This window comes from Bacteroides eggerthii (genome assembly GCF_025146565.1).
Taxonomy (GTDB): domain Bacteria; phylum Bacteroidota; class Bacteroidia; order Bacteroidales; family Bacteroidaceae; genus Bacteroides; species Bacteroides eggerthii.
The window spans coordinates 1,690,851-1,712,744 of record NZ_CP102258.1; the positions used below are offsets into that span (position 1 = coordinate 1,690,851).

A 21,894-nucleotide genomic window follows, 5' to 3' on the forward strand; every position below is an offset into this window, starting at 1 on the left:
GCGAGTTAGTTGCCTTTTTGGATCTTTAAGTATTCCCCAAAAAAACGGTTTGACGGTCAAAATGGGAGTAATCTAAATAAAAAACACATGGTAAATATACAAAAAATATCAGAAATCGAACCTCGTTTAGGTTTTACTATGGCAGTGTCCATAATATTGTGTAAATGAGAAAACAGGATTCAGGTATATCTTCCTATATCTGTATTCTGTTTTCAAATATAAGTATAAATTGGTTCATAATCAATCCCCAGTTATGAATTGGTTGCGTCCATTTCTTCTCAATCTCCATCAACGAGAGGTAAACCGTCTTTTTTGCGGCATCATCCGAGGGAAATGATAGTTTGGACTTAGTGTACTTCCTGATTTTTCCGTTCAGATTTTCAATAAGATTGGTTGTATAGATTATACTCCTGATTTCCAGAGGGAACTGGAAGAATACGGTCAGGTCGTCCCAATTCTTCCTCCATGAAAGTATGGCATACGGGTATTTTCCTCCCCATTTCCTTTCCAAATTATCAAGTTCCACGACGGCAGCCTCCTTGTTGTGAGCATTATAGATATTCTTCATATCGGCTGTAAACTCTTTCTTATCCTTATAAACAACATATTTACAAGAGTTTCTGATTTGATGTACCACGCATATTTGTGTGGAGGATTGAGAGAATACACTTCGTATGGTATCGGTAAACCCATTCAGGTTATCCGTACAGGTGATGAGGATATCTTGTACGCCACGCACTTTCAGGTCGGTCAGGACACCCATCCGGAAAGCGGAGCTATCAGTCTTGCCGCCCCACATACTCAAGACTTCTTTCAATCCGTTTTGTTTGAGCCCGACACACAGGTACACCGTCTTGTTGATAATCTTGCCGTTATTGCGTATCTTGAAGACGATACCGTCCATCCATACAATCAGATATACGGGATCAAGAGGACGGTTCTGCCACTCCAATGCCGCCTGGCTTACCTTGTTGGTTATAATGGATATGGCAGAAGTAGAGAGTTCTATTTCATAGATTTCCCCCATCTCTTCTTCGATATCAGAGACACTTATGCCTTTGGCATATAGAGAGATGACGAGCTTCTCAATAGACAAACCGAGGCTCTCGTGTTTGGGAACAACTATCGGTTCAAACTCTCCGTTACGGTTACGGGGGGACGGAGATGACGGATTCACTATGCTCGGTCTGGATTTTCTTAGGGTACTTGCCGTTACGAGAATTCCCACTGTTGTTTCCACTTATGGAGTTTTTCTCATAGCCCAGATGGGCATCCAACTCACCTTCAAGCATCTTTTCCAATACCTACGCATGCAACTGCTTCAGGAACCGGATCACATCGGCTTCCGTTTTAAATTGGCTCTGAAATTCCTTGCTCAAAACTTCATCGGGCACTGCTTGATTCTTTACAGTCATTTTCTTTGGCATTTTACAAAGTTATAAATAAAAAATACGGAACTCTTTTGGGAATCCCGTATTTCGCATTTACACAAAATATTTTATAGTGCCCATTTGTACCTGATTTGCAGACTTTTTTCATCACTTTGTCTTCCAGTTATGTATTGCATTCCACTTACGTTTCATACCCTTGTCTCCGACCAACCTGAAGAAAGAAAAAAAAGAAACCAAGTATTACCTCAGTTTCTCTTCTTGATTTGACTATAATAGATTGAGCTCTGTCTCTTCTCCATTCCGATAGCAATAGATGTCCAGATTTTCTGTAACCATCCACTGGCAGTTATTAAGTTTGAATCCGTATTTTCCCTCGATGGTTGAAAGGAAAGATTCAAAGTCCTCGTAATTCTCCGATTCTCTCAGTTCTTCATCTGTCAGCTTTATGATATTCAGACAGCCGACACAAAAATCCAAAATCAATACATACTTAGGTTCCATAATCTCAATCTTCTTTTAAGTTATACCTTTTCAATAATATACTTACCTGTGATGCTCTGAATTGACATCCCTTGGAAGTTACAAATCCTTCACTGTTCAGGATTCTCGCCATTTCAGATAAGCTCCTGTCTTCTTTCACCAGATTTTTCAACAATGCCATCGCCCTCTTGTTGTTAGGATTGTCAAGAGCTTTCCGGTGATTGGTCTTATTGCTATTTTCTACCGCTTGATGCAGTCTGTTTAATAAGTTCTCGGATTTACCAAGCTTATATCCTCTTGATTTCTTGGCTTTCAGGGATTGTTTCGTTCTTTGGCTGATCAATCCCGCCTCATACTCTGCTATACTGCTGATGATATGTAGCACAAGTTTATTGGCCTCAGGAAAATCACAAAATACGATCTCGACATCACTCTCCAACAATTTACTGGTGAAAGCCACATTCCGACTTAATCTATCCAATTTTGCTACAATCAGGATAGAATTCGTTTTTCTGCATAACTCCAAAGCTTCAGCAAGTTTAGGTCTGTTGGATTTTCTCCCGCTTTCCGTTTCAATATATTCAGCAATCGTTTTTTTATCCTTCAGGTAATTCCGCATTATTTCTCTTTGTGCCTCCACGCCAAGTCCTGAGATTTCCTGTTTCATCGTGGACTGTCGTAGGTAGGCTACATAATTTTTCTGTTTCATAATTAACACTTATTTAACGCTCTTCTCGGTTACTAAACGTCCGTTCAATAACCTTTAAGCTGATTTATAAAAACGGCTTTCCATGAGATTTCGAGTTTTTATAAAACCTACTCCCTCACAGAAAGCCTATTATCACATATTCCGATTTGCTCAGAGAACCGCCGATATCTTATGTATCATATGTATCAGAAACTCTCTTCTCATACTCATCGGTTTTCTCCACTTTCGAGTCTATCAGATCCACAAGTCCGTCAAGGGCGACATTATTATAAACCCGGACTTCCTCAGGAGAACCATCCCTGTGGAAAGTTACGTCGAAATAATCCGTCCCTTCATTATAGACTATCACTACATTTCCGGTCAGAAGAAAACCCTGCACATGGAACTGCAAGCCCCTGTCTATCACTTTTATCGTATCAAGATCCACTCCCCAGGACATAAGGACAGGGGGATTGTATTTCAGAATTGACCAGATATACTTAGCCAGTTCCAAATCGTAATTCTTATCTCTTTCCATCACTCTTTGTTTTTAAATCCATCATTCTTTTTTGTTTTCTCGTAAGGACTTCAAACCTGTAGAAATCCTCGTCACAGTTCATACACTGGAATACATAGCCTTTAATCCTTGATTTTAAAAGCATACGTCCGCATTCAGGACAGAATCTTCTCGTTTTCATATCCGCTGCCGTTTATCAGTTTGTATTCTTCATATTCCTTCCAAAGCATCCGGTAATCCCTGCATATCCTCTCGTAATCATCCGGTCTCAAGTGTGGAAAATCTGTGGAATACATTTCATAAAGGTCTTCGGGAGTTAAAGTCGGATCATTGTTCAGTATATCATAAATCTCATCCTCGAACTCATAGGGGCTGAAATATGGGTCACTTTGCGTATGGGGATAGGTGTTGGTACAGTCTTCTATGATATGCTCTACAAACAGCAGGCTTTTCATCAGGTCTTTCTTTACCGTTATCTCCTCATCGGTATGGGCATTGTAATAGCCACATGAGACGTTGAGACAGGAAACTTCCAATCCTTTTTCTTTCAAGGTCAGAATATCGGTCATCAAGCCGTTCTCCTCCATGTAACCCCATTTCTCAGGTTCTATCGCTTCCATGAACCCTTCGGAACACAGGTCAGAATATCCTATGTTTGTAATCAAATCCGAATTCCCCTTTCTGTCAGGCTGGATAACAAACCTCACATCATCAAAGAAAGACATCACCGCTTCAGAACTTCCCCTGCATCCCGTTTCCTCTTCCCTAAAAAAGACTACTTTCATAGGATCATACCTTTTCAGGCATTCAAGGCAGATGAACACTCCGTTCTTGTCATCGGCTCCCAAATTCTCAAACCTTTTATGTTTGGGTGAATAACCGAATATGACTTCCCTTGTCTCTACCGCCTTGAAATCCTTTGAATGGTTGCAGTGTGATACCTGGTCGATATGGCTCACCAGACAGGGATAGGTCTCAGCTTCTCCCTTTATCACATACAGGTTCCCGAATTTATCCTTTGATACGGATATGTTTCCGGGGAGCTGTTTTATATAGGAGCATAGAAACGTCATCATCTTCTGCTCCTTTCCACTGGGGCTGTAAATACTATACAGCCTCTTCAACAGTTGCGTATTCATGATTCATTTCTTTTTTAAGTTTGTAACCATACGGGAGATTGGTGCTTGGATTCACTTCATCAAATACATCCTCACCAAACTCCCATGCGTCCTCATTCCCAATCAGACGATTCAAGGTATCTACATGGATTGATTTCTCTTCATAGATACTTTCCGATTCATTCCAGATATTGATCCGGGTTATATCATCAAGGCTTTCATACCATTCATCATCATATTCGGAATAGTACCAGTTCTTCTGCTTGAATGTATCCTCGGCCTTCTCCATACACTCCTTACAGCAATAATGCTCTTCTGTCACCTCGGAGTATTCCGCATCACCTTCCAGCAGGTTCTCTCCACAATTGTCACAGCATACACAGTCATCCTTATGGTGGTATTCCCCTGTGGAACTTATCCACAGGAAGTCATCCAGGTTTTCGGAGTCTACATTTATCGCATTTCCATGCAGGTAGCAGAGTGTGGTCTCATCACAGTCGTATTGGTGATATTCGTCCCATGGACTTCCATCCTCATCGGTATCGCCATAAAGGTTCAGGTCTGTGGTGTCAAGGTTGTATGAGGAGTCGGGGTTCTCGTAGTTATAGGCTTTGCTGCGGCTGTAACTGTACCATTTGAAGGAGTCCTGGTAGGAAAGCGTATCCGTCTCTTCCAGATTGCACTCTATCTCAAACTTCCTGTCGGATAATGAGTTGCCGTCAATCTCCACAAAGGAATTTGCATCATGACAGGAAGCGCCAATCACCTTATAGCCGTCAATATAACCTTCCTGAATAAGTTTATCCACAAGCAGGCGTTTCAACACGTCATCGCTCTCTGAGGAATATTGCCTTTCGAGCAGCCTCCATTTCTTACCGTCCTGATCCGTAACATCGGTAAAAAGGATTGCCCTTGCCACAATCAGCCCTGTCTTATCCGTTATATAGGCCGCCTTGGCCTTCACTGAAGAATAATAGAATGAAGTACGGTCCTCATCCGTCATACATGAACCGAAGTTCCCCCTGCAATAGCTGCTGTCATAGATTCTCCAGAACTCGTCGTTGACATGAAGTTCCATATCGGGAGTATATCCATAGGTATAAGTACACCACCTTTGGACAAATACATCCCCTGCAATCCAGTTCACGACACAGGGTGAAAGCAGTTTCCCTATCTCTGTCTCAAGGATAAGCTCCCTCATGAACTTTCCGGCCCTCATCTTGAAAACCCGGTTACGTTCAACGTTGATATAACGGATTGAATGTTTGTCAAGGTCCTCACACAGGCCTCTGAATTCATCGGTCTCATATTTGGAGGAATAGTATGTTTCACCTATCAGCTCCACTTTATGGGACAGCTTTTCATCATTCTTTCCCGAACTCAAAATGGCTTCAACCGTTTTCTTCTGTAGGTCTGCCATATCATATACATGCAGCAAGGTATAATCACCATGTTCCTTGCAATACTTTAGTAGTACTGGATTTTTCAGGTGGGCCAGCAATATCCTGTTTTTCCTTATCACTGTACCATTCTCTCTTTTTTCAAGGCCGAAACGGGCCTTGAATTCTTCATAACTATAAAAATTATAGTATAACATAGTCGTTTGATTTTTAAATTGTCGGTAAATAAAAAAGGAGGGATACTTCCTTTTAATCGGAAATACCCCTCCCCGGAATATTAATTTCGGTATGTCTCAACCGTTTCAGATAAATGGTATCCTTTTGTCCTCCAAGACTCCGGATTCCACTATCTTCTTACATATCTCATGGGAATATTTGTTTCTCAGGTCATATCCGTAACCTTCACTTCCCATGATCTTAATCACTTCAACCATACTTCTGAATAAGGTCTGTTGTAGGGTCCTGTGGAATGTAGTTACTGCCGAAGCGAACCTCTTTTCATTCCACCCATAATCGTTCAGGGCATGTTCAAGTTCTTTTGCAGCCTTGAACTCCCTGCTGTTTTCCAATTCTTGTCTTTCCATAATGTCTTTCTGCTATTTTTTTCCTTGTTTTCCTGTCTCTTCATTTATTGACGCATTGAGTGAGTTATACACCCGGGCGAACTTCCTTCTCTGCTCTGTATCAGTAATGGAGCTTACAAACTTGTGCATCACCACTTTCTTCCTGTCATCCCATATGATACGTGCTTTATCCACACCTTCCACAAACATGATATGGGGATATCTGTCCCATTGTTTTAAAGTACCGTCATTGATAAGCTTTTGAATCTCTTCGGGCATTGAACTTCTGTTACGGTCAATACATCTTATTCTGCCTTCTTCCCGTTCAATCGCTGTCTGAGTCTTTTCAATCTCTTTCTGCATTTTGGAAAGGGTGTCATTCTGCCTGTCCCAACGCTTCATCGTTGAATATCCGTTTCTCTTGTCGTTAAGAGGTTGTCCGTTGGCACTCTTCACATCGGAAAAGTACTCATTCAGTTTTCTATTAAATTTAGCCTGCTTCTTTTCCAGGGAGGCTTTAAGTATATCCAATCTGCTCATGTTATTTATTTTTAAAAGGGTTCAACAAAAAAAAGGGAGAAAAACCATGTTTGTTATTTCAGATCTTTCTCCCTTGTGAGTTAATTTATTTTCCGGTCTAACTCAAAAACCAGCCATAATTCTCCGTATCCTCACCGTTCAAGGCTTTCTGGATACCAACCGCAAAATCAGTGCAGTTCTGGTTTCTCTCCAGGAACTTGTCTATGTAGGATTGTTTGGCGGCATCATTAAGGAGCTGCATCAAATCCCAACAGGTAATATTCTCTCTGCCACGTAACCCGAAATTAGGATTATCCACGTAGTTTTTGGTTGCCGCATTGATATTTGAGTCACCTAAAATCACCTTCGGCAGTTCTCTAAGTTGGGATACAGGCAAGACTTGATACAATCTCAATCTGCCTATAATCTGACAGAACTGTTCTTGTGAAATCTTTGTTCTTCCTAAGTTCTCAAGTAGTCTCAAATTGTGTTCCGGGTTGAAGTCCTGGAACAATCTGAGTGCTGAATTGTAAATATCAGTGTCACTCATCACTTCCAGCCGTCCGGTCAGTCCGTCATTGGTCAGCATTAGATTTGAACATACACGCACACGCCAACCTATGAATATCTTGAATTTCTCAGGTGATTTTCGGTTGTATAGATTCTCCTCGTTCAGGCTTCTTACACCGCCGATACATAGATGTACTTCCTCGCCGTTCATCATTCTGCTCATTGTTCTGATATGAAAACAGAAAGCCATTCTCTGATAATAGATGGTCTCGTCCTCAGGTTTAAGCTCCTCTTTCCTTTTGGTCAATGCACTTGGCACTCTGCCCAGGATTTTGTGGGACACTCTGATCTCTGTGTTTCCAATGTTCTCACCTGTAAAATAGCTCCTTGCAGCATCCTCGATCCGGTGTATGAATGTCTGGTGGCTGATGGTTAGCTGGTTGTCACTGAAGCTGGGTACGATACAGTTCCTTTCAAGTTCTTCAAGCGTAATACCCGAAGTGTTACTTTCAATAAAATTTGGATGCTCCTCCTGTTCTTCCGATACGATTACTGCGTCTTCGATAAATTCAGGTTTAAGCATACCCATTCCGCCCATCATTCCGATTGTTCCTGGAATGACAGTAAGTTCATTAGTCATTGTTTCCATACTCTTGTTATTTTTTAGTCGGTTAATAAAATGCGGTGAAACAAAAAGCCAAGAGGTGTCATTTCTTTGCTTTTATGAATATACCTCTTAGCTTTTTTATCCCTTTGAGTATTGAAGTTGCTACCTCCAATACGGTTATTATTACGTCTTGTGTTTTATCATAATCCATTCACAGACGTACTATCAGTTTTCAGTCGCAGCATCAACGGCCTTGACTTCACCCGTGGCAATCTTCTTTTTTCCGAATTTGCCACTATACTTTTCTGCAAGCTCTATTACTACTGAACCTGCCACGATAATCTCGGCCACATAAGCTGCGACCTTCAATCCTTTAATTAAATTTCCCATGTCTCTTAATTGTTTTAAATTGTTAGTTATTATTTCTATTCTCTGTTTCTCTTATATACTTTTCTCATATATAAGGCTTTGAGGGGCGATCAAGAAAAGGGGAGAAGAAAAAAATAAACCGGTCTTTCGACTGGTTGTGATAGTTGAACCGTTGTAAACAGCTCCTCGCATTTACTTGGCCTATCATGCGGCATACATTCTTTCGTGGGGAACTTTATGTCTTGTCCACATACTGGAATTGCTACGCATCATCGAATCGCCATCTTATCCATCGTCTGAAAATAAGCGTGACCCGGTAATTGTTTTTATCATTAATGCTTGAAGCCGTACGCACCTTATCTTAATGGTGCTGTATTATGCTCCAAGCTTTTTTCTCATATATAAGAGTTTGAAGGCTTTGGAGAGGAGAAAAAATAATACCCTGCCAATTTAATGGCAGGGTAAAATGTCTTTGGATGAAAAAGAATTCATATCTTTGTGGTGTTCTACTTAAAGCATATAAGTACGAAAAAAGAGAACTTTAGCTCTTAAATAATTGATATTCAGTATGCGAATAAAATATAGTGAATTTATTCCACTCCATGCATCATCTTCTGCAATTTCTTTGAGAGCAGGAAGAGGATAAGTGATGCGGTGGCAGACATTACGACAAATACCATGAAGAAGTCGTACATTGTTTCTATGCGGTAGCCAAGCAGTGTTTTCACCTTTCCGGCTTCGGGATAAAGGCCGCTCAATGTGCCTGCAAACTTATTGGCTGTGGCGGTGGAAAGATACCATATACCCATCATTAGTGAGGCAAAGCGGATAGGAGTGAGCTTGTTCACCATGGACAATCCGATGGGGGAAAGTGCTATCTCACCCATTGTATGGATGAAGTAAAGTCCTGTCAGCCAGATGAGGCTTACTTTAACGCCGGGTTGCGCATCTTTCACTCCGAAGCAGATGACGAGATAGCCTAAAGACAGCAGCAACAGTCCGACAGCCTGTTTGGTGGGAGAGGCAGGCTCCATACCCCGTTTGTTGAGGAATCCCCATACTCCCGGCATGATAGCTGCCAGTATCACTACGAAGAAAGGATTGAATGATTGTATCCAGGAAGCGGGCATTTCCCAACCGAGGATGACGCGGTCGGTTTGTTCGGAAGCGAAAAGCGTCAGTGAGGCACCTGCCTGTTCGTAGGCTGCCCAAAAGAAGATGACGAAAAAGGCAATGATATAGATGACGAAGATGCGGTCGCGCTCAATCTTCGTGAGTGAGCCTTCGAGCAGGATGCTGACGGGAAAGACGATGCAAGCGGTGAAGATGCCGATGCTGATCCAGTCATTGCCGAAACATTGATGGAAGAAGATGGCAAGCGCTATCGTCAACGCTCCTAATAGAAGATAATTACGCCTTTTCTTGCTGCTGTCCACCACCGGATGTCCGGTGTTTGAGGCGGACCGGGGCTGTTCCTTCTTTGCGTCGGGGATGATGCCGAGTTGCTTGCCGTCGGGGCCGATGAGGTATTTGTTCTTCTGTGTTTCAAAGAGTATGACCGTAAAAACGGTGACGATTGCGGCGATAAGGAATCCCCATTTGAAATCGTTCGGGTTGCCGGTCTCGCCAAAGTAGCCGCAAACCAGCGGGGCGAGGAAAGAGCCTACATTGACGCCCATATAGAATATGGTGTAAGCCGAGTCCAGCCGTCTGTCTCCCGGTTCATACAGTTGCCCCACGAGGGAGGACACTGTCGGCTTGAAACATCCGTTCCCTAATATAAGAAAGGTAAGGCCGCCATACATCAGCCAGTGCGACAGTTGGACGGCATCCAACATGGATGCGCTGAAGAACATCAGAAACTGTCCCACCGCCATCATTATGGCTCCCCAAAACACAGAACGGCGGATGCCCCAGTACTTGTCGGCAATGTATCCGCCGATAAGCGGGGTGAGGTAGACCAGGCCGGTGTAACTGCCGTAAATGGAGGCGGCGTGTTCCTTGTCGAACAGCAATGCCTGCGTTAGGAATAGGATGAAAATGGCGCGCATGCCATAATAGCTGAAACGTTCGGCGGTGCTGGTGGCGAAGATCAGATAAAGCCCCTTGGGATGTTTGGATGTACTCATTGATTATGTGTTTATAGTCTTTGTCTTTATAGCTGTTTTGGCTGCAAAAGCAGTTATTCTTTGAATGAGAACCTAATTTTAACAGATAGTGATTATTCGCCGGATATGATTTCTTCCTTACTAATCATTATTTTTTGTACCTTTGCTCGTAACTTAAATGAATAAGCTGCGATGATAAAAATATTTCCTACCATTCAAATAAAAGAACTGGATGCCTATACGATAGAGAACGAGCCTGTTACTTCCATAGACCTGATGGAACGCGCCTCGCAGGCATTGGCGAAAACAATATCCGAACGTTGGAATACGGAAACTCCTTTCACAGTATTTGCCGGACCCGGAAACAATGGCGGAGATGCCCTTGCCGTTTCGCGTCTGCTGGCGCAGCAGGGGTATCGTGTCGAAGTATATCTTTTTAATACGAAAGGAAGTTTGTCTCCGGATTGCGAAACAAATAAGAAGCGCCTGACGGAACTTTCCGGAATAGACTTTCATGAGATAACCACACAGTTCGTTCCACCGGAGCTGACGGCAAGGCATGTCGTGCTTGACGGATTGTTTGGCAGCGGATTGAACAAGCCTTTGAGCGGTGGCTTTGCTGCGGTAGTGAAGTATATCAATTCATCTCCGGCGACGGTGGTTGCCCTTGATGTTCCTTCCGGACTGATGGGAGAGGATAATACCTATAACATTCAAGCCAATATCATTCGTGCCGACTTGACGTTAAGCTTGCAACTGCCTAAGTTGGCTTTCCTTTTTGCCGAGAACGAACAGTTCGTGGGTGAATGGCAACTGCTGGATATCGGCTTGAGCGAGGAGGCTATCAATGAGAAAGAGACAGATTTTGCATTGACGGAACATGGGGATATGCCTCCGATGCTGAAAGTACGCAGCAAATTTGCGCACAAGGGAAACTTCGGCCGGGCCTTGCTGATAGCCGGTTCGCAAGGAATGGCGGGAGCCTCGGTGCTTGCGGCACGCGCCTGTCTGCGTTCCGGCATAGGGTTGCTGACTGTCCATATTCCTTTCTGCAATAATTTTATAGTGCAGACTTCCGTACCGGAAGCCATGACGGAGATTGACATAAACGACGTGCGTTTTTCCTGCGCCACCGATACGGATGATTATCAGGCGGTAGGCATCGGTCCCGGATTGGGTAAGGCGGGAGATACCGAGGCTGCTTTATTGGAACAAATCGAATCTTGCCAGACGCCGATGGTGGTGGATGCCGACGCGCTGAACCTGCTGGGAGAACATCGCAGTTACATCGGCAGGCTTCCCAAAGGGAGTATTCTTACTCCGCATCCCAAAGAATTGGAACGGTTGGTAGGGAAATGCCAAAACTCATACGAACGTCTGACGAAAGCTTGTGAACTGGCTCAAAGTACAGGTGTGCATCTTATACTGAAAGGTGCTTATTCCGCTGTCATCACGCCGGAGGGCAAGTGCTGGTTCAACTCCACCGGAAATTCGGGTATGGCAACGGGTGGTAGCGGTGATGTGCTTACAGGTGTTGTTCTGGCTCTGCTGGCACAGGGGTATGCTACGGAAACAGCCGCACGTCTGGCGGCTTATGTGCATGGCTTGGCAGGAGATATTGCCCGCAAGAAACATGGAGCAATGGGGATGACGGCGGGGGACATTGTCGACTGCTTGCCGTTGGCATGGCGTATGTTGGAAGAAGAATGATGGCTCTGTGTTCCTCTGCGGTGAAAGTCACATCCTTGTAGTGATGTGAAAGCAGCCCTGCTTCAGTTCATACTTGATATAGCATTTGTCTGCCTTCTTCAAATCGCGTAACACTTCGGACAACACCAGTTTCAGAGTGTCCGAACTCACATCCTGTAACGGGCGTCCGTCTTCATCCTCTACCTTTTGGAAGCGTTTCCAGCTGACATCGAATGTGGTGCCGTAGAAGTGTGCGGAGTTTTCGGATGCATTAACGTTGCGGCGGCGCAGGCGTTTCACGTCGTCTTTGGTGCGAAGTACGGAGGTAACTGTAATCTTGTTCGGGTTCAGGCCTTTGGCGGTCAGTGAGTCAAGGAAGTTGTACCCTATTGTGTCAAGCAAGGCAGCTGCTCCCGGAATAAGGTATGGAATGGAGTGCGTCAATGAATCGACCGCATATAAGTCGTTCGTTGCGATATGTTGTAATTTCTCTTTCAGCTTTTCCGCCTCTTCGCGTGATGCTAACGGACGGATGCCAATGGTCTGCGCAACTTTCAGGTGCTTTTCATTCAAATCGCCGAAAGAACGTTTGTAACTGATGACACCCCGTATGTTGCGGGGTTCGTTCAGCTTGAGGGACATGTCTTTCTTTTTACATCCTGCCAGACAGCAGGTTATTGCTATACTTGCTACTAAAAACAGAGAGATAAAACGGCTTTTTCTATACATAATTAATTCTGAATCTGTGTGTATCTGCGTGATTTGTGGTGATAACCTCTGCAAAGATAGTGCAATCTGCCAGAACTATCGGAAGAGTTTGCTGCTTTTTTCCTCTCTTTTTGTACCTTTGTAGGCAAATTCAGGTAGTAAAAAGAAACGTGCAACGATATTTTATTTATTTAGCTTACGACGGTACAGCCTATCATGGCTGGCAAATCCAGCCTAACGGCGCGAGTGTGCAGGAATGTTTAATGAAGGCGCTCTCCACCTTGTTGCGGCGTGAAGTGGAAGTTGTGGGTGCAGGACGCACCGATGCCGGAGTGCATGCTTCCTTAATGGTGGCTCATTTTGATAGTGATGCTCCGCTGGATGTGGATTTCATGGCGGACAAGCTGAATCGCTTGCTTCCGCCGGACATTTCCGTTTACCGTCTGCGGGCTGTGCGTCCCGATGCTCATGCGCGTTTTGATGCTACGGCACGCATGTATAAATATTATGTCACTACCGCTAAGATGCCTTTCGATCGTCAGTATCGTTGCCGCCTGTTTCAAACTCCCGATTTTGAACGGATGAATGAGGCTGCACAGACTTTGTTTGAATATACGGACTTCACCAGTTTCAGTAAGCTGCATACTGATGTCAAGACTAACAATTGTAAAATAATGCATGCAGCTTGGACACAGGTGGATGAAGTGACTTGGGTGTTTACCATTCAGGCAGACCGTTTCCTGCGGAATATGGTGCGTGCGGTGGTAGGTACGTTGCTTGAGGTAGGCCGGGGTAAACTCACTGTCGAAGGTTTCCGCCGTATCATTGAGCAGAAAGACCGGTGCCGGGCTGGAACTTCTGTGCCCGGTAATGCGTTGTTCTTGGTTGATGTTACCTATCCCGAAGAAGCTTTCATTAGCGGTTAGTGATAAGTGATTACTTTTCCTCTTCCTCTTCTTGTAGTGTAACCAATTCATAATTCATAACTCATAATTAAAATCAATGTGGTTATTATTAGCCTTTCTCTCGGCAGCATTGCTGGGATTTTATGATGCCTTCAAGAAACAGGCACTTAAAGATAATGCCGTACTTCCGGTCTTGTTTCTGAATACGGTGTTCTCCAGTTTGATATTCCTTCCGTTTATTCTCATATCGGCTTTTACTCCTGCGGTATTAAGCGGTACGATGTTCGATGTTCCTGTTGTGGGGTGGGATGTGCATAAGTTTGTTATCATCAAGTCTTTCATTGTGCTGTCCTCGTGGATATTCGGATATTTCGGGATGAAGCATCTGCCGCTTACCATTGTGGGGCCGATCAATGCGACGCGTCCCGTAATGGTGCTTGTGGGAGCCATGCTCGTATTTGGTGAGCGGCTGAATCTTTACCAATGGATAGGTGTGATGCTGGCGGTGCTGTCCTTTTTTATGTTGAGCCGTTCCGGTAAGAAAGAAGGCATCGACTTTAAACATAATAAATGGATCCTTTTTATTGTGCTGGCGGCTGTGACAGGTGCTGTCAGCGGGCTGTACGATAAGTATCTGATGAAGCAATTGCCGCCTATGGTGGTGCAGTCGTGGTACAATATATATCAGGTATTTATTATGTGCCCCATTATCCTGTTGCTGTGGTATCCCAAGAGAAAAGAGAGCACTCCGTTCCGTTGGGACTGGACTATCATCGGTATATCAGTCTTTCTTTGTGCGGCAGACTTTGTGTACTTCTACGCTTTGAGTTATGAGGATTCCATGATATCTATCGTCTCTATGGTGCGGCGCGGTAGCGTGGTTGTCTCGTTCTTGTTTGGGGCTCTGTTCTTTCGTGAAAAGAATTTAAAAAGCAAGGCGGTGGATCTTATTTTGGTGTTGATTGGAATGTTCTTCCTATATTTGGGGAGCAAATAAGACTTTATCAGATGAACTATGGCAGAAGACCTGTGTATCAGTAATGGCAGCAAGGAAGAAAAGTATCGTACGTTGCTTCCGCAAATTAAGTGTTTGATTGCAGATGAGAATGACCTTATTGCCAATCTTGCCAACGTTGCAGCAGCGCTGAAGGAGACTTTCGGTTTCTTCTGGGTAGGATTTTATCTGGTAAAAGGTGAGGAGTTGGTACTTGCTCCTTTTCAAGGTCCGGTGGCTTGTACGCGGATAAAGAAAGGACGGGGCGTATGCGGAAAAGCATGGGAAAGAGCTGAAACATTGGTTGTGCCGGATGTGGATGCTTTTCCGGGGCATATTGCGTGTAGCTCTTTGTCGCGTTCGGAGATTGTGGTTCCGCTTCTTCGGACAGGTGGGGAAGTATGGGGTGTGCTGGATGTGGACTGCGAAAGTTTGAATGGTTTTGATGATGTGGATGCCTATTTTTTGCGTGAGTTGTGCTCTTGTTTGTAAAGCGTGTATCAGGAAATAAGGAATTTATATTGGCAAAATAGTGAAATGACATGGTGAAGAAGTTGGTAGTTTTTTTGTTTGTAGTATGTATGGGAGTCGGTTCCTTGTCAGCGCAACTGGCAAAGACTTGTTTTACTAATATGCCCGACTCTTTGAGTCCGCTGCTTACAGCGGTGAATCGTGCAGACTTCATCGACTTTCTGGAGAGTAAGATGAAAGCGGAAGTCACGAATCGCTTTGGCGGCAAATCGGAAATGACGGAGCTTACTTCCGACTATATCTGTGTGCAGGTAACACCCCGGAGTTCCTGGCAAATGAAACTTCTGGCAGTGAATGATAGCACCCGGCTCATCTGTACTGTCTCCACTGTGTGCGCCCCTGTTTGTGACAGTCATATTAATTTCTATACTACCGACTGGAAAGAATTGCCATCTACATCTTATCTGCCATCAGTGCCCGATATGGACAACTTCATTGCACCCGCTTCTGATACGGCAGATGTATATCGGTATCAAGATGCCCGCCTTCAGGCTGATATGCTTTTGATGAAAGCGGATCTTTCGAGTAAGGATGCCACACTGACCTTTACTTTCACTACTCCTGACTATATGGAAAAAGAAGCGGCAGAAAAACTAAAACCGTTTCTCCGCCGCCCTGTAAGTTATGTTTGGAAAGAAGGAAAATTCGTTCTTGCTGAATAAGCGCTTGCCGACTGGTGTCTTATTTCACTTTTATCTTGTCAAATCCTTCTCCATATACTCCGATCACTTGACTCTGTGATACAAAAGCATTCGGGTCTATGTCTTTTATCAACCGGAAGATGATGGTCGACTCGCGTTTCTTGGCAAGGACAAACAGCATTTTGATCTCCTTGCCGGTGTAGAATCCGGAAGCGTTGATAACTGTGGCGCCCCGGTGGGGATATACATTGATATGTTTGGCTATCTCTTCATACTTTTCGCTGATGATGAAGAACTGTACGGACTGGCGTGCGCTGTTCACTACCTGATCCAATACGAAACTGCAAATGTACAGGGTGACGTAGCCGTATACTACTTTCTCCCAGTCTTTCAGTACAAAATAGCTGGAGGAGATAATGATGAGATCGCAAATCAGCATTACCCGCCCCAATGTGATGTCTCTATATTTATTGATGATAGCGGCGATAATATCTGTTCCGCCCGTACTTCCATTGGAAGAGAAAGCGATGCCGATACCGCCTCCGCAAAAAGATGCGCCGATGACACATGCCATGAAAGGCTGGTCGTGCAGCAGTTGGACATTGGCTGTCAGTTGTTGAATGATGGACAGAAAGGAGGTCAAGGTAAAGACGGCAAAGATTGTCTTAATGCTGAATTTCCATCCTAAAATGCGGATAGCGAGCAGTAGCAATATAAAATTAATACCGAAATAAACATATTGTACCGGTAATCCCGTTGCGAAATATACCAGTGAGGCAATACCCGGTACTCCACCTGTGGTAATGTCGTTGGGAAGCAGGAAAACTGTCCACCCTATACCGTACATAACCATGCCTAAAGCAATCATTAGATAATCCCGCATTTCGCGGAAAATGTTTTGTCGGGAAGGAATGTTCACATTCATTGTAGTTTGCAGCTAAATTTGCGGCAAAGATAGATATTTTCTTAATTTCAAGAGATAATGCTGCCGGGTATTATTGAAGCTGGATGAATAAAATTTTAAACCATAGCCAAATCGGAAGTGCCTAAAAACAAAAATCAGATAGAAATCTTGCGATAACTATCTGATTTTCAGAAGAGCGGAAGACGGGGCTCAAACCCGCGACCCTCAGCTTGGAAGGCTCTTTGATAATACTATTCAATTATTTGATTGTTAGTCTGTTAATTACTTCTATAAAAGTCAATAGAACAACTATTGACCAACATTGGTAAGGTTTATACAATACCAATAGCAGCATTTAGTAATGCTAAGTTTCTTGTTTCTTTCTCATAACAATTTCTATTATTTTAAAATATCACATTTGCTCCAGAAGGTAGAGCCTAAAATAGCATAGTCCTCTTCAACACTCTTATCAACAAAGAATAGTTCAGAGTTAGGGTGTCCCTCATATTCAAAATTGAGTTTGACTGCCTTACACTCCCTAAACTTATTATCACTGCACCAAACAACTTTCTTCCCAACATAATGGAATGTATCTTCCAGTGAAATACTATTTACATAAGAAGGAAGAAAGGGAAGTGAGCTATTATATTCAGGTTTTATATTTACTTCTCCTATATCATTATTCAAAAGTGAATCCCTCTGCTTACCTATTTTGAAGAAAGCCAAGAAAGTAGGGCTAATCAAATTGTGTTTCATTCTTTTGTCAAGAAGGAATGTAAAGCCAATGCCTTTTATGCGTATAAACAAACTTCTCTTATCTTGCATATTGGGAAATTCTTTCTTGTGGTAGCTTGCAATAATTTGAAGGATAAACTGTACTTGCCTCATAATTACCATACTTAATCTCAAGTACACAAAAATCCTCTAAGATACCATCCACCTCTGCTATTCTAACTTCACCTATGTCTGTTTCCAAGATTGCCAAATTTGTCTGAGGAAATGAACAGCTATTTCCCTGTTTTTCAATTTTCCAAAATGTTCCAGACTTTATGATATGGGTAGTATAACAGTCTGTACCTACTATAACCCTGTTTCCCTGTATTTTAGCTGTTATTTGGTTTAACTCATATTTCTGTGGAGGAGAATAATTATAGTCAATGAGGTAAGATTTGATTATTGGGTCTTTACAAATATATGTAATGCCATCCCTCAAAAAAGGTTTTATCATATATGCAGTATCTTTCTCTACAACATCTTCTTGATTCTCATTTTGCTTATTGCTTTGCAATGTGCATCCCATTAGGCAAAGAAGCAATAAAAAAATAATCCAACTATTCTTTTTCATCTGTAACTTTCATTTGTTCAAAATCTATAATCCATTTATTCTCTATGAGGAATTGTACCCCAAGTACTCCATGAATCTGTATTCCAGTTTCATCCTGCACTTGTCTTATTGCCCCAGAAGCATCCAAAACTGAAAAAGTGGAAGTATAATCCCTCCCTTCAAAATTGAATGTAGCTTCAATGATAGGAGTTTCTTTGTAATGTCCCTCTATCCCCATTGTTCTATATATTCCTTCAAGTAGCTTAAACTCACTTTTAAAATGTTCATATACAAAATCAAATAGGGTGTTATGAGTAGCACCAGTATCAATCAAGAAACAAAGGTTATTTGTTTTTCCTGATGTCAGTATCAGTGGTAAACCTGCTTTTTGCAGACCAAATGTTAGTGGAAATTCCATTTTTATTTTGTTTATTCTATATTCCAATAATTACTTTCATCTCCTTCAAAAGTATCAATAGTTTGGTCTTCCCACTCCTCTTTGTCATTTAATGAAGAAGATTTATTGCTATTATCATTAGTAAATAAGTTATTTCTTTTAGTGGAAGTGGCTTTCTGAGGAAATGAATACTCTTCTAAATCAAAATTAGGCATAAACTCAAAATCAATGGGTAGGTTTATTCTACTCATTGGGTCAATTATATATGCTACTTCTGTTCCTTTGTATCTTCCTGCAATTTTTACAGCATTATTATTACCCCATATCTTAAAAGATTCAAGTGGCAAAATATAGTCAAGATTAGGATAAATGGCTATTTTACCCAAGGTATCAATTACCCCCCAATGAATATTATCCATCAATTTAACTCGGGCATAGCCACAAATAAATTGAGGGTCACACCAAATGTATGTTCCAAATGAAACTATCTGCTTTTCTGTGATATTAATATAAGCATATTGATATTTCTCATTTCTGACTAATGACAAGCCACAACTAAAAGGGTACATTTCCTTATATTTAGGAGTGATAGCAATTCTCCCAGATGGATATTTTGCACCAAATAGATTGTTCTTTTGAAAGACAATAAGGTCACTCATTTTGCTCTTTTTGTAGCCATACTACAAAAAAGAAAGTGTGGTACTTTCCTGCTGAGTCCAAGGTATCACCACAACACCTACAATCACAAACAAGGAAAGCCCACACCTGATGGTATGAGCATTCACTCCCTTACTGCTGTGATTGTTAGTCTTCAAAGTGGTGATTTTAGGACTTCACAAGTAAGAAGCAAACACTTCTTTTTCTAATATGTCTTGTTAAACTTCTATTTCATTAGCAATCATTTGATTGTTTCTGTTGCAAAGTTAAGACTTTCCACATATAAACAATCATCCGAAGACTACTTTTAATAGGTTTTCAGACCATATTAGCACCATAGGCATGAGCTTATTCTCTTATCTGTCATTAAGGCTCTTGAAGTGGAAAAGTAATAATAACCTTCATATCCACCAGTGGCAAATGTACCATTAATTCTATTACATATCTCTGATTCTCATATCTTTTCAAAATAAAAGTCCCAATTCCTTACAAGAACCGAGGCTTACAACAATAATAAACACAATACAAAGGCTACTCACCTTTATCTCTCTTTAGCCATTATACACATGAATATCAATCCAATAGTGATATTCAAAATGCCTTTTATCATTATCTCCATGTTATAATCAGTTCAAATATCTTAATACCCAACTACAGCCAGCTACTCCAGAAGGAAAAACAAGAAAAAGATGGAAGACATTTCATATCCAATCTTTCTTCCAAACTACCTTCTGGAGCTTATTTTCCAGTTCTCCATTCAGCCACCATAGAAAATACCCCTTGCTTACTTCCTATATAAATATAACCAAGTAAGTGTGAAGTGTCGAATTTTTATTTTTATTCCTATAAGGTACATTACAAGTTTTTTCGACACTACAGAATTTCCTAATATAATGGATAAATAAGAGCAAATACTCCAGAAAGGAATGGGAATTATAAGATTATTGTATAAACCATGAATATTCATTTTCTCCATACAGAGCCTTATTTAGCCCTTCTGTAAGTTGTGTGGCATTCAGTGACCTATCCAAGAAATTATCTATATAGCTGCTTTTGTTGGCTCCAGTGAGCAGATTATATACATTCCACATGGAAACAGCATTCTGATTCTCAGGAAGAGCAAAGTTATCATCATTGTAATATGCCTTGGCTACAAGCCCTATCTGTGTATCAGTCATCAGCATTTGAGGAAGCCTTTTCTTCTGTTCAACTGGGAGATATTGATATAATCTACTCTTACCCAAAAACTGTGCAAACTGCTGTTCAGTCATATAACTATCTTTATATGTACTCATGTAGTATAGGTGTTTGGCTATGTTGTATTCTTGAAATAGCCTCATCACTGAACTAAATAAATCAGCAGTACTCATCACCTTTAACTCAGACTTGTAACCATCAGTTGAGACACACATATTACAGCAAACTAAGTTCTTAAAGCCTATAAATACCTTGAATTTTTCTACACTTTTCTTACTATACAAGTTTTCATGATTATATGCCCTTACTCCACCAATAGTAAGATTCAATCTATTGCCTATTATATCTTCATGGATAGTGGGAATCTCAAAGCAGAACATCATTCTTTCATAATAAATGGTCTTGTCTGATTCAAGTAAATCCTTCACTGGTTTATGAATAGCTTCGGGTGTTCTGCCTTTAATGACATGGCTTACTCTGATAGCTGGTTCTTCAATCCTCTCATTGGGAAATATCTGATTGGCAGCTTCCCAAACCATTTCAATAAATGAAGGGTGACTGATAGTTATCTCATTATCCTTGCTGAATACTGGCACTACACATTCTTTCCTTAGATGCTGTATAGTGACTTCTTTGGTATTGGCTTCTATAAAAGGTAATCTTTTGTTTTCCCTTCTGGAGCTGATAATTTCAGTCTCTATAGTTTCAACTGGGGTTTCAATCTCAAACTTTGGCTGACTAAATGTTTGCATCAACATATTAGTTCTGTGTACTGGCATTAACTGCATTGCTTCCATAATGTATAAAATTAGGATTATAGTTGATAATAGGTTTATTGCTCTCTTCTTGTAACTGCATCTTCTTCTGCATGAAATCTGATGTAAGTTGCTGATACCATTCTGGGTATTGGTGATAAATGGAGGTAAGTTCTTCAATGGTTTTAGCCTGATTTATCTTCTGCTTTATCATATCCAAGTTTACTCCATTATTGCACCAATCCAGTATTATTTGCCCAGTAGTGGGTGTAATAGTAAAGTCTGGTTTACCCATGAATAGACTTGTTCTATCCTTTGATGCAATGGCTTGATGCTTCATGTTAATATCAAGGACTATGGTAAATTCATAATCTATTCCATCCCTCATGACAGCTTTTAACCCCACTTTCTCTGGAATCATCTTGCCATTTTTTTCACTAAGAACATAATCCTGCTTGCACCTCATAGTACAAATAACATGGCTTGGAGATTGTAGAATCTTCTGCATGAAGGCATTAATTCTTGGTGTAATCTTCTGCCAGTTAGTGAATGAATTGCCTTGTAGATTAGCATGATACTCCAGAAGGTTATCCCAACACTGAGAGATACTATCAATGATTATCACCTCCATTTTAGCATCCTCACATACTTTTACAGCTTCAATATAGGCTTCAGGTGTAAAGTTGTCTTGAAGGGGTAATACATTGTAGTTGCCTAAACTGGCATACAAATCAGCACTTCCATTCTCACTGTCTATGATGGCTATTTTAGTCCAATCTTTAGTCAGACCATAGGCTAATAATAAGGCTGAATAGGTCTTTCCTGAGCCTGCACAGCCTTGTAGAGCAAGCTTTATCTTAGCCTGCTTCTTTGATGATACTCTTAAATTTAACATATAAATTAATAATTAATTAGTAAATTT

24 protein-coding genes and 1 pseudogene are annotated in these 21,894 nt (G+C 41.7%); 5 read left to right on the forward strand and 20 right to left on the reverse strand.

The window, feature by feature from the left end; genetic code table 11:
- Positions 1 to 193: 193 nt before the first annotated feature.
- The 12 genes and pseudogenes from NQ546_RS06620 to NQ546_RS06675 all read right to left on the reverse strand — a co-directional run bounded on the left by NQ546_RS06620 (position 194) and on the right by NQ546_RS06675 (position 10,291).
- Positions 194 to 1,415 (reverse strand): annotated as a pseudogene (locus NQ546_RS06620) (IS256 family transposase).
- Between the two features lie 243 nt (positions 1,416 to 1,658).
- Positions 1,659 to 1,892: a hypothetical protein gene (locus tag NQ546_RS06625; RefSeq protein WP_004295253.1), complete on the reverse strand. Its 234-nt coding sequence runs from the start codon at positions 1,890 to 1,892 to the stop codon at positions 1,659 to 1,661.
- A 4-nt stretch (positions 1,893 to 1,896) separates the two neighbouring features.
- The gene (locus NQ546_RS06630) at positions 1,897 to 2,580 is read right to left on the reverse strand and encodes a recombinase family protein (RefSeq protein WP_115615902.1); all 684 of its coding nucleotides are present in this window, start codon (positions 2,578 to 2,580) and stop codon (positions 1,897 to 1,899) included.
- Positions 2,581 to 2,749: 169 nt separating this feature from the next.
- Positions 2,750 to 3,097 (reverse strand): hypothetical protein, encoded by a 348-nt coding sequence (locus NQ546_RS06635; protein WP_004289290.1) that lies wholly within the window; start codon positions 3,095 to 3,097, stop codon positions 2,750 to 2,752.
- Positions 3,084 to 3,257, reverse strand: coding sequence for a hypothetical protein (locus NQ546_RS06640; RefSeq protein WP_157442395.1), 174 nt, complete (start codon positions 3,255 to 3,257; stop codon positions 3,084 to 3,086). The genes NQ546_RS06635 and NQ546_RS06640 overlap by 14 nt, the downstream gene beginning before the upstream one ends.
- A complete protein-coding gene (locus NQ546_RS06645) occupies positions 3,232 to 4,215 on the reverse strand; it encodes a zinc-binding metallopeptidase family protein (RefSeq protein WP_004289292.1) in 984 nt (327 codons plus the stop codon). The genes NQ546_RS06640 and NQ546_RS06645 overlap by 26 nt, the downstream gene beginning before the upstream one ends.
- On the reverse strand, positions 4,184 to 5,791 hold the full coding sequence (locus NQ546_RS06650; RefSeq protein ID WP_004289293.1) for a hypothetical protein: 1,608 nt from the start codon (positions 5,789 to 5,791) through the stop codon (positions 4,184 to 4,186). The genes NQ546_RS06645 and NQ546_RS06650 overlap by 32 nt, the downstream gene beginning before the upstream one ends.
- Before the next feature lie 105 nt (positions 5,792 to 5,896).
- The gene (locus NQ546_RS06655; RefSeq protein ID WP_004289294.1) at positions 5,897 to 6,178 is read right to left on the reverse strand and encodes a hypothetical protein; all 282 of its coding nucleotides are present in this window, start codon (positions 6,176 to 6,178) and stop codon (positions 5,897 to 5,899) included.
- 12 nt (positions 6,179 to 6,190) lie between these two features.
- Positions 6,191 to 6,697, reverse strand: a complete 507-nt coding sequence (locus NQ546_RS06660) for a hypothetical protein (protein WP_004289295.1) — start codon at positions 6,695 to 6,697, stop codon at positions 6,191 to 6,193.
- Between the two features lie 97 nt (positions 6,698 to 6,794).
- On the reverse strand, positions 6,795 to 7,835 hold the full coding sequence (locus NQ546_RS06665) for a DUF3871 family protein (protein ID WP_115615903.1): 1,041 nt from the start codon (positions 7,833 to 7,835) through the stop codon (positions 6,795 to 6,797).
- Positions 7,836 to 8,018: 183 nt separating this feature from the next.
- The gene (locus tag NQ546_RS06670; RefSeq protein ID WP_004292428.1) at positions 8,019 to 8,183 is read right to left on the reverse strand and encodes a hypothetical protein; all 165 of its coding nucleotides are present in this window, start codon (positions 8,181 to 8,183) and stop codon (positions 8,019 to 8,021) included.
- A 569-nt stretch (positions 8,184 to 8,752) separates the two neighbouring features.
- Entirely contained in the window at positions 8,753 to 10,291 is a 1,539-nt protein-coding gene (locus NQ546_RS06675) for a peptide MFS transporter (RefSeq protein WP_004289297.1), read from the reverse strand.
- A gap of 174 nt (positions 10,292 to 10,465) precedes the next feature.
- Between NQ546_RS06675 and NQ546_RS06680 the strand changes: the two genes are divergently transcribed.
- Positions 10,466 to 11,980: a bifunctional ADP-dependent NAD(P)H-hydrate dehydratase/NAD(P)H-hydrate epimerase gene (locus tag NQ546_RS06680; protein WP_029429348.1), complete on the forward strand. Its 1,515-nt coding sequence runs from the start codon at positions 10,466 to 10,468 to the stop codon at positions 11,978 to 11,980.
- Positions 11,981 to 12,007: 27 nt separating this feature from the next.
- Here the strand turns inward: NQ546_RS06680 and NQ546_RS06685 are convergent, their stop codons facing one another.
- A complete protein-coding gene (locus NQ546_RS06685) occupies positions 12,008 to 12,688 on the reverse strand; it encodes a DUF5715 family protein (RefSeq protein WP_004289299.1) in 681 nt (226 codons plus the stop codon).
- A gap of 149 nt (positions 12,689 to 12,837) precedes the next feature.
- On the opposite strand from NQ546_RS06685, the gene truA reads away from it, so the two are divergent.
- The 4 genes from truA to NQ546_RS06705 all read left to right on the forward strand — a co-directional run bounded on the left by truA (position 12,838) and on the right by NQ546_RS06705 (position 15,759).
- The gene (gene truA / locus NQ546_RS06690) at positions 12,838 to 13,593 is read left to right on the forward strand and encodes a tRNA pseudouridine(38-40) synthase TruA (protein ID WP_004289300.1); all 756 of its coding nucleotides are present in this window, start codon (positions 12,838 to 12,840) and stop codon (positions 13,591 to 13,593) included.
- 76 nt (positions 13,594 to 13,669) lie between these two features.
- Entirely contained in the window at positions 13,670 to 14,569 is a 900-nt protein-coding gene (locus NQ546_RS06695; RefSeq protein WP_004289301.1) for a DMT family transporter, read from the forward strand.
- 18 nt (positions 14,570 to 14,587) lie between these two features.
- Positions 14,588 to 15,058 carry a GAF domain-containing protein gene (locus tag NQ546_RS06700; protein ID WP_004289302.1) on the forward strand — a complete coding sequence of 157 codons (471 nt, stop codon included), beginning with the start codon at positions 14,588 to 14,590 and terminating at the stop codon, positions 15,056 to 15,058.
- 50 nt (positions 15,059 to 15,108) lie between these two features.
- Positions 15,109 to 15,759 carry a DUF3256 family protein gene (locus tag NQ546_RS06705; RefSeq protein WP_004289303.1) on the forward strand — a complete coding sequence of 217 codons (651 nt, stop codon included), beginning with the start codon at positions 15,109 to 15,111 and terminating at the stop codon, positions 15,757 to 15,759.
- Between the two features lie 19 nt (positions 15,760 to 15,778).
- Here NQ546_RS06705 and NQ546_RS06710 read toward each other — a convergent pair whose 3' ends face one another.
- From NQ546_RS06710 to NQ546_RS06740, 7 genes are all read right to left on the reverse strand, one after another.
- On the reverse strand, positions 15,779 to 16,663 hold the full coding sequence (locus tag NQ546_RS06710) for a YitT family protein (protein ID WP_004289304.1): 885 nt from the start codon (positions 16,661 to 16,663) through the stop codon (positions 15,779 to 15,781).
- 378 nt (positions 16,664 to 17,041) lie between these two features.
- The gene (locus NQ546_RS06715) at positions 17,042 to 17,467 is read right to left on the reverse strand and encodes a hypothetical protein (RefSeq protein ID WP_004289305.1); all 426 of its coding nucleotides are present in this window, start codon (positions 17,465 to 17,467) and stop codon (positions 17,042 to 17,044) included.
- Positions 17,457 to 17,987, reverse strand: a complete 531-nt coding sequence (locus NQ546_RS06720; protein ID WP_004289306.1) for a hypothetical protein — start codon at positions 17,985 to 17,987, stop codon at positions 17,457 to 17,459. The genes NQ546_RS06715 and NQ546_RS06720 overlap by 11 nt, the downstream gene beginning before the upstream one ends.
- On the reverse strand, positions 17,974 to 18,384 hold the full coding sequence (locus NQ546_RS06725; RefSeq protein WP_039953197.1) for a pepsin/retropepsin-like aspartic protease family protein: 411 nt from the start codon (positions 18,382 to 18,384) through the stop codon (positions 17,974 to 17,976). The genes NQ546_RS06720 and NQ546_RS06725 overlap by 14 nt, the downstream gene beginning before the upstream one ends.
- A gap of 11 nt (positions 18,385 to 18,395) precedes the next feature.
- Positions 18,396 to 19,022, reverse strand: a complete 627-nt coding sequence (locus NQ546_RS06730; RefSeq protein ID WP_004289308.1) for a WG repeat-containing protein — start codon at positions 19,020 to 19,022, stop codon at positions 18,396 to 18,398.
- Between the two features lie 939 nt (positions 19,023 to 19,961).
- The gene (locus tag NQ546_RS06735) at positions 19,962 to 21,014 is read right to left on the reverse strand and encodes a DUF3871 family protein (protein WP_004289310.1); all 1,053 of its coding nucleotides are present in this window, start codon (positions 21,012 to 21,014) and stop codon (positions 19,962 to 19,964) included.
- Entirely contained in the window at positions 20,977 to 21,867 is an 891-nt protein-coding gene (locus NQ546_RS06740) for an AAA family ATPase (RefSeq protein WP_004289311.1), read from the reverse strand. Before NQ546_RS06740 ends, NQ546_RS06735 begins: the two co-directional genes overlap by 38 nt.
- Positions 21,868 to 21,894 lie beyond the last annotated feature (27 nt).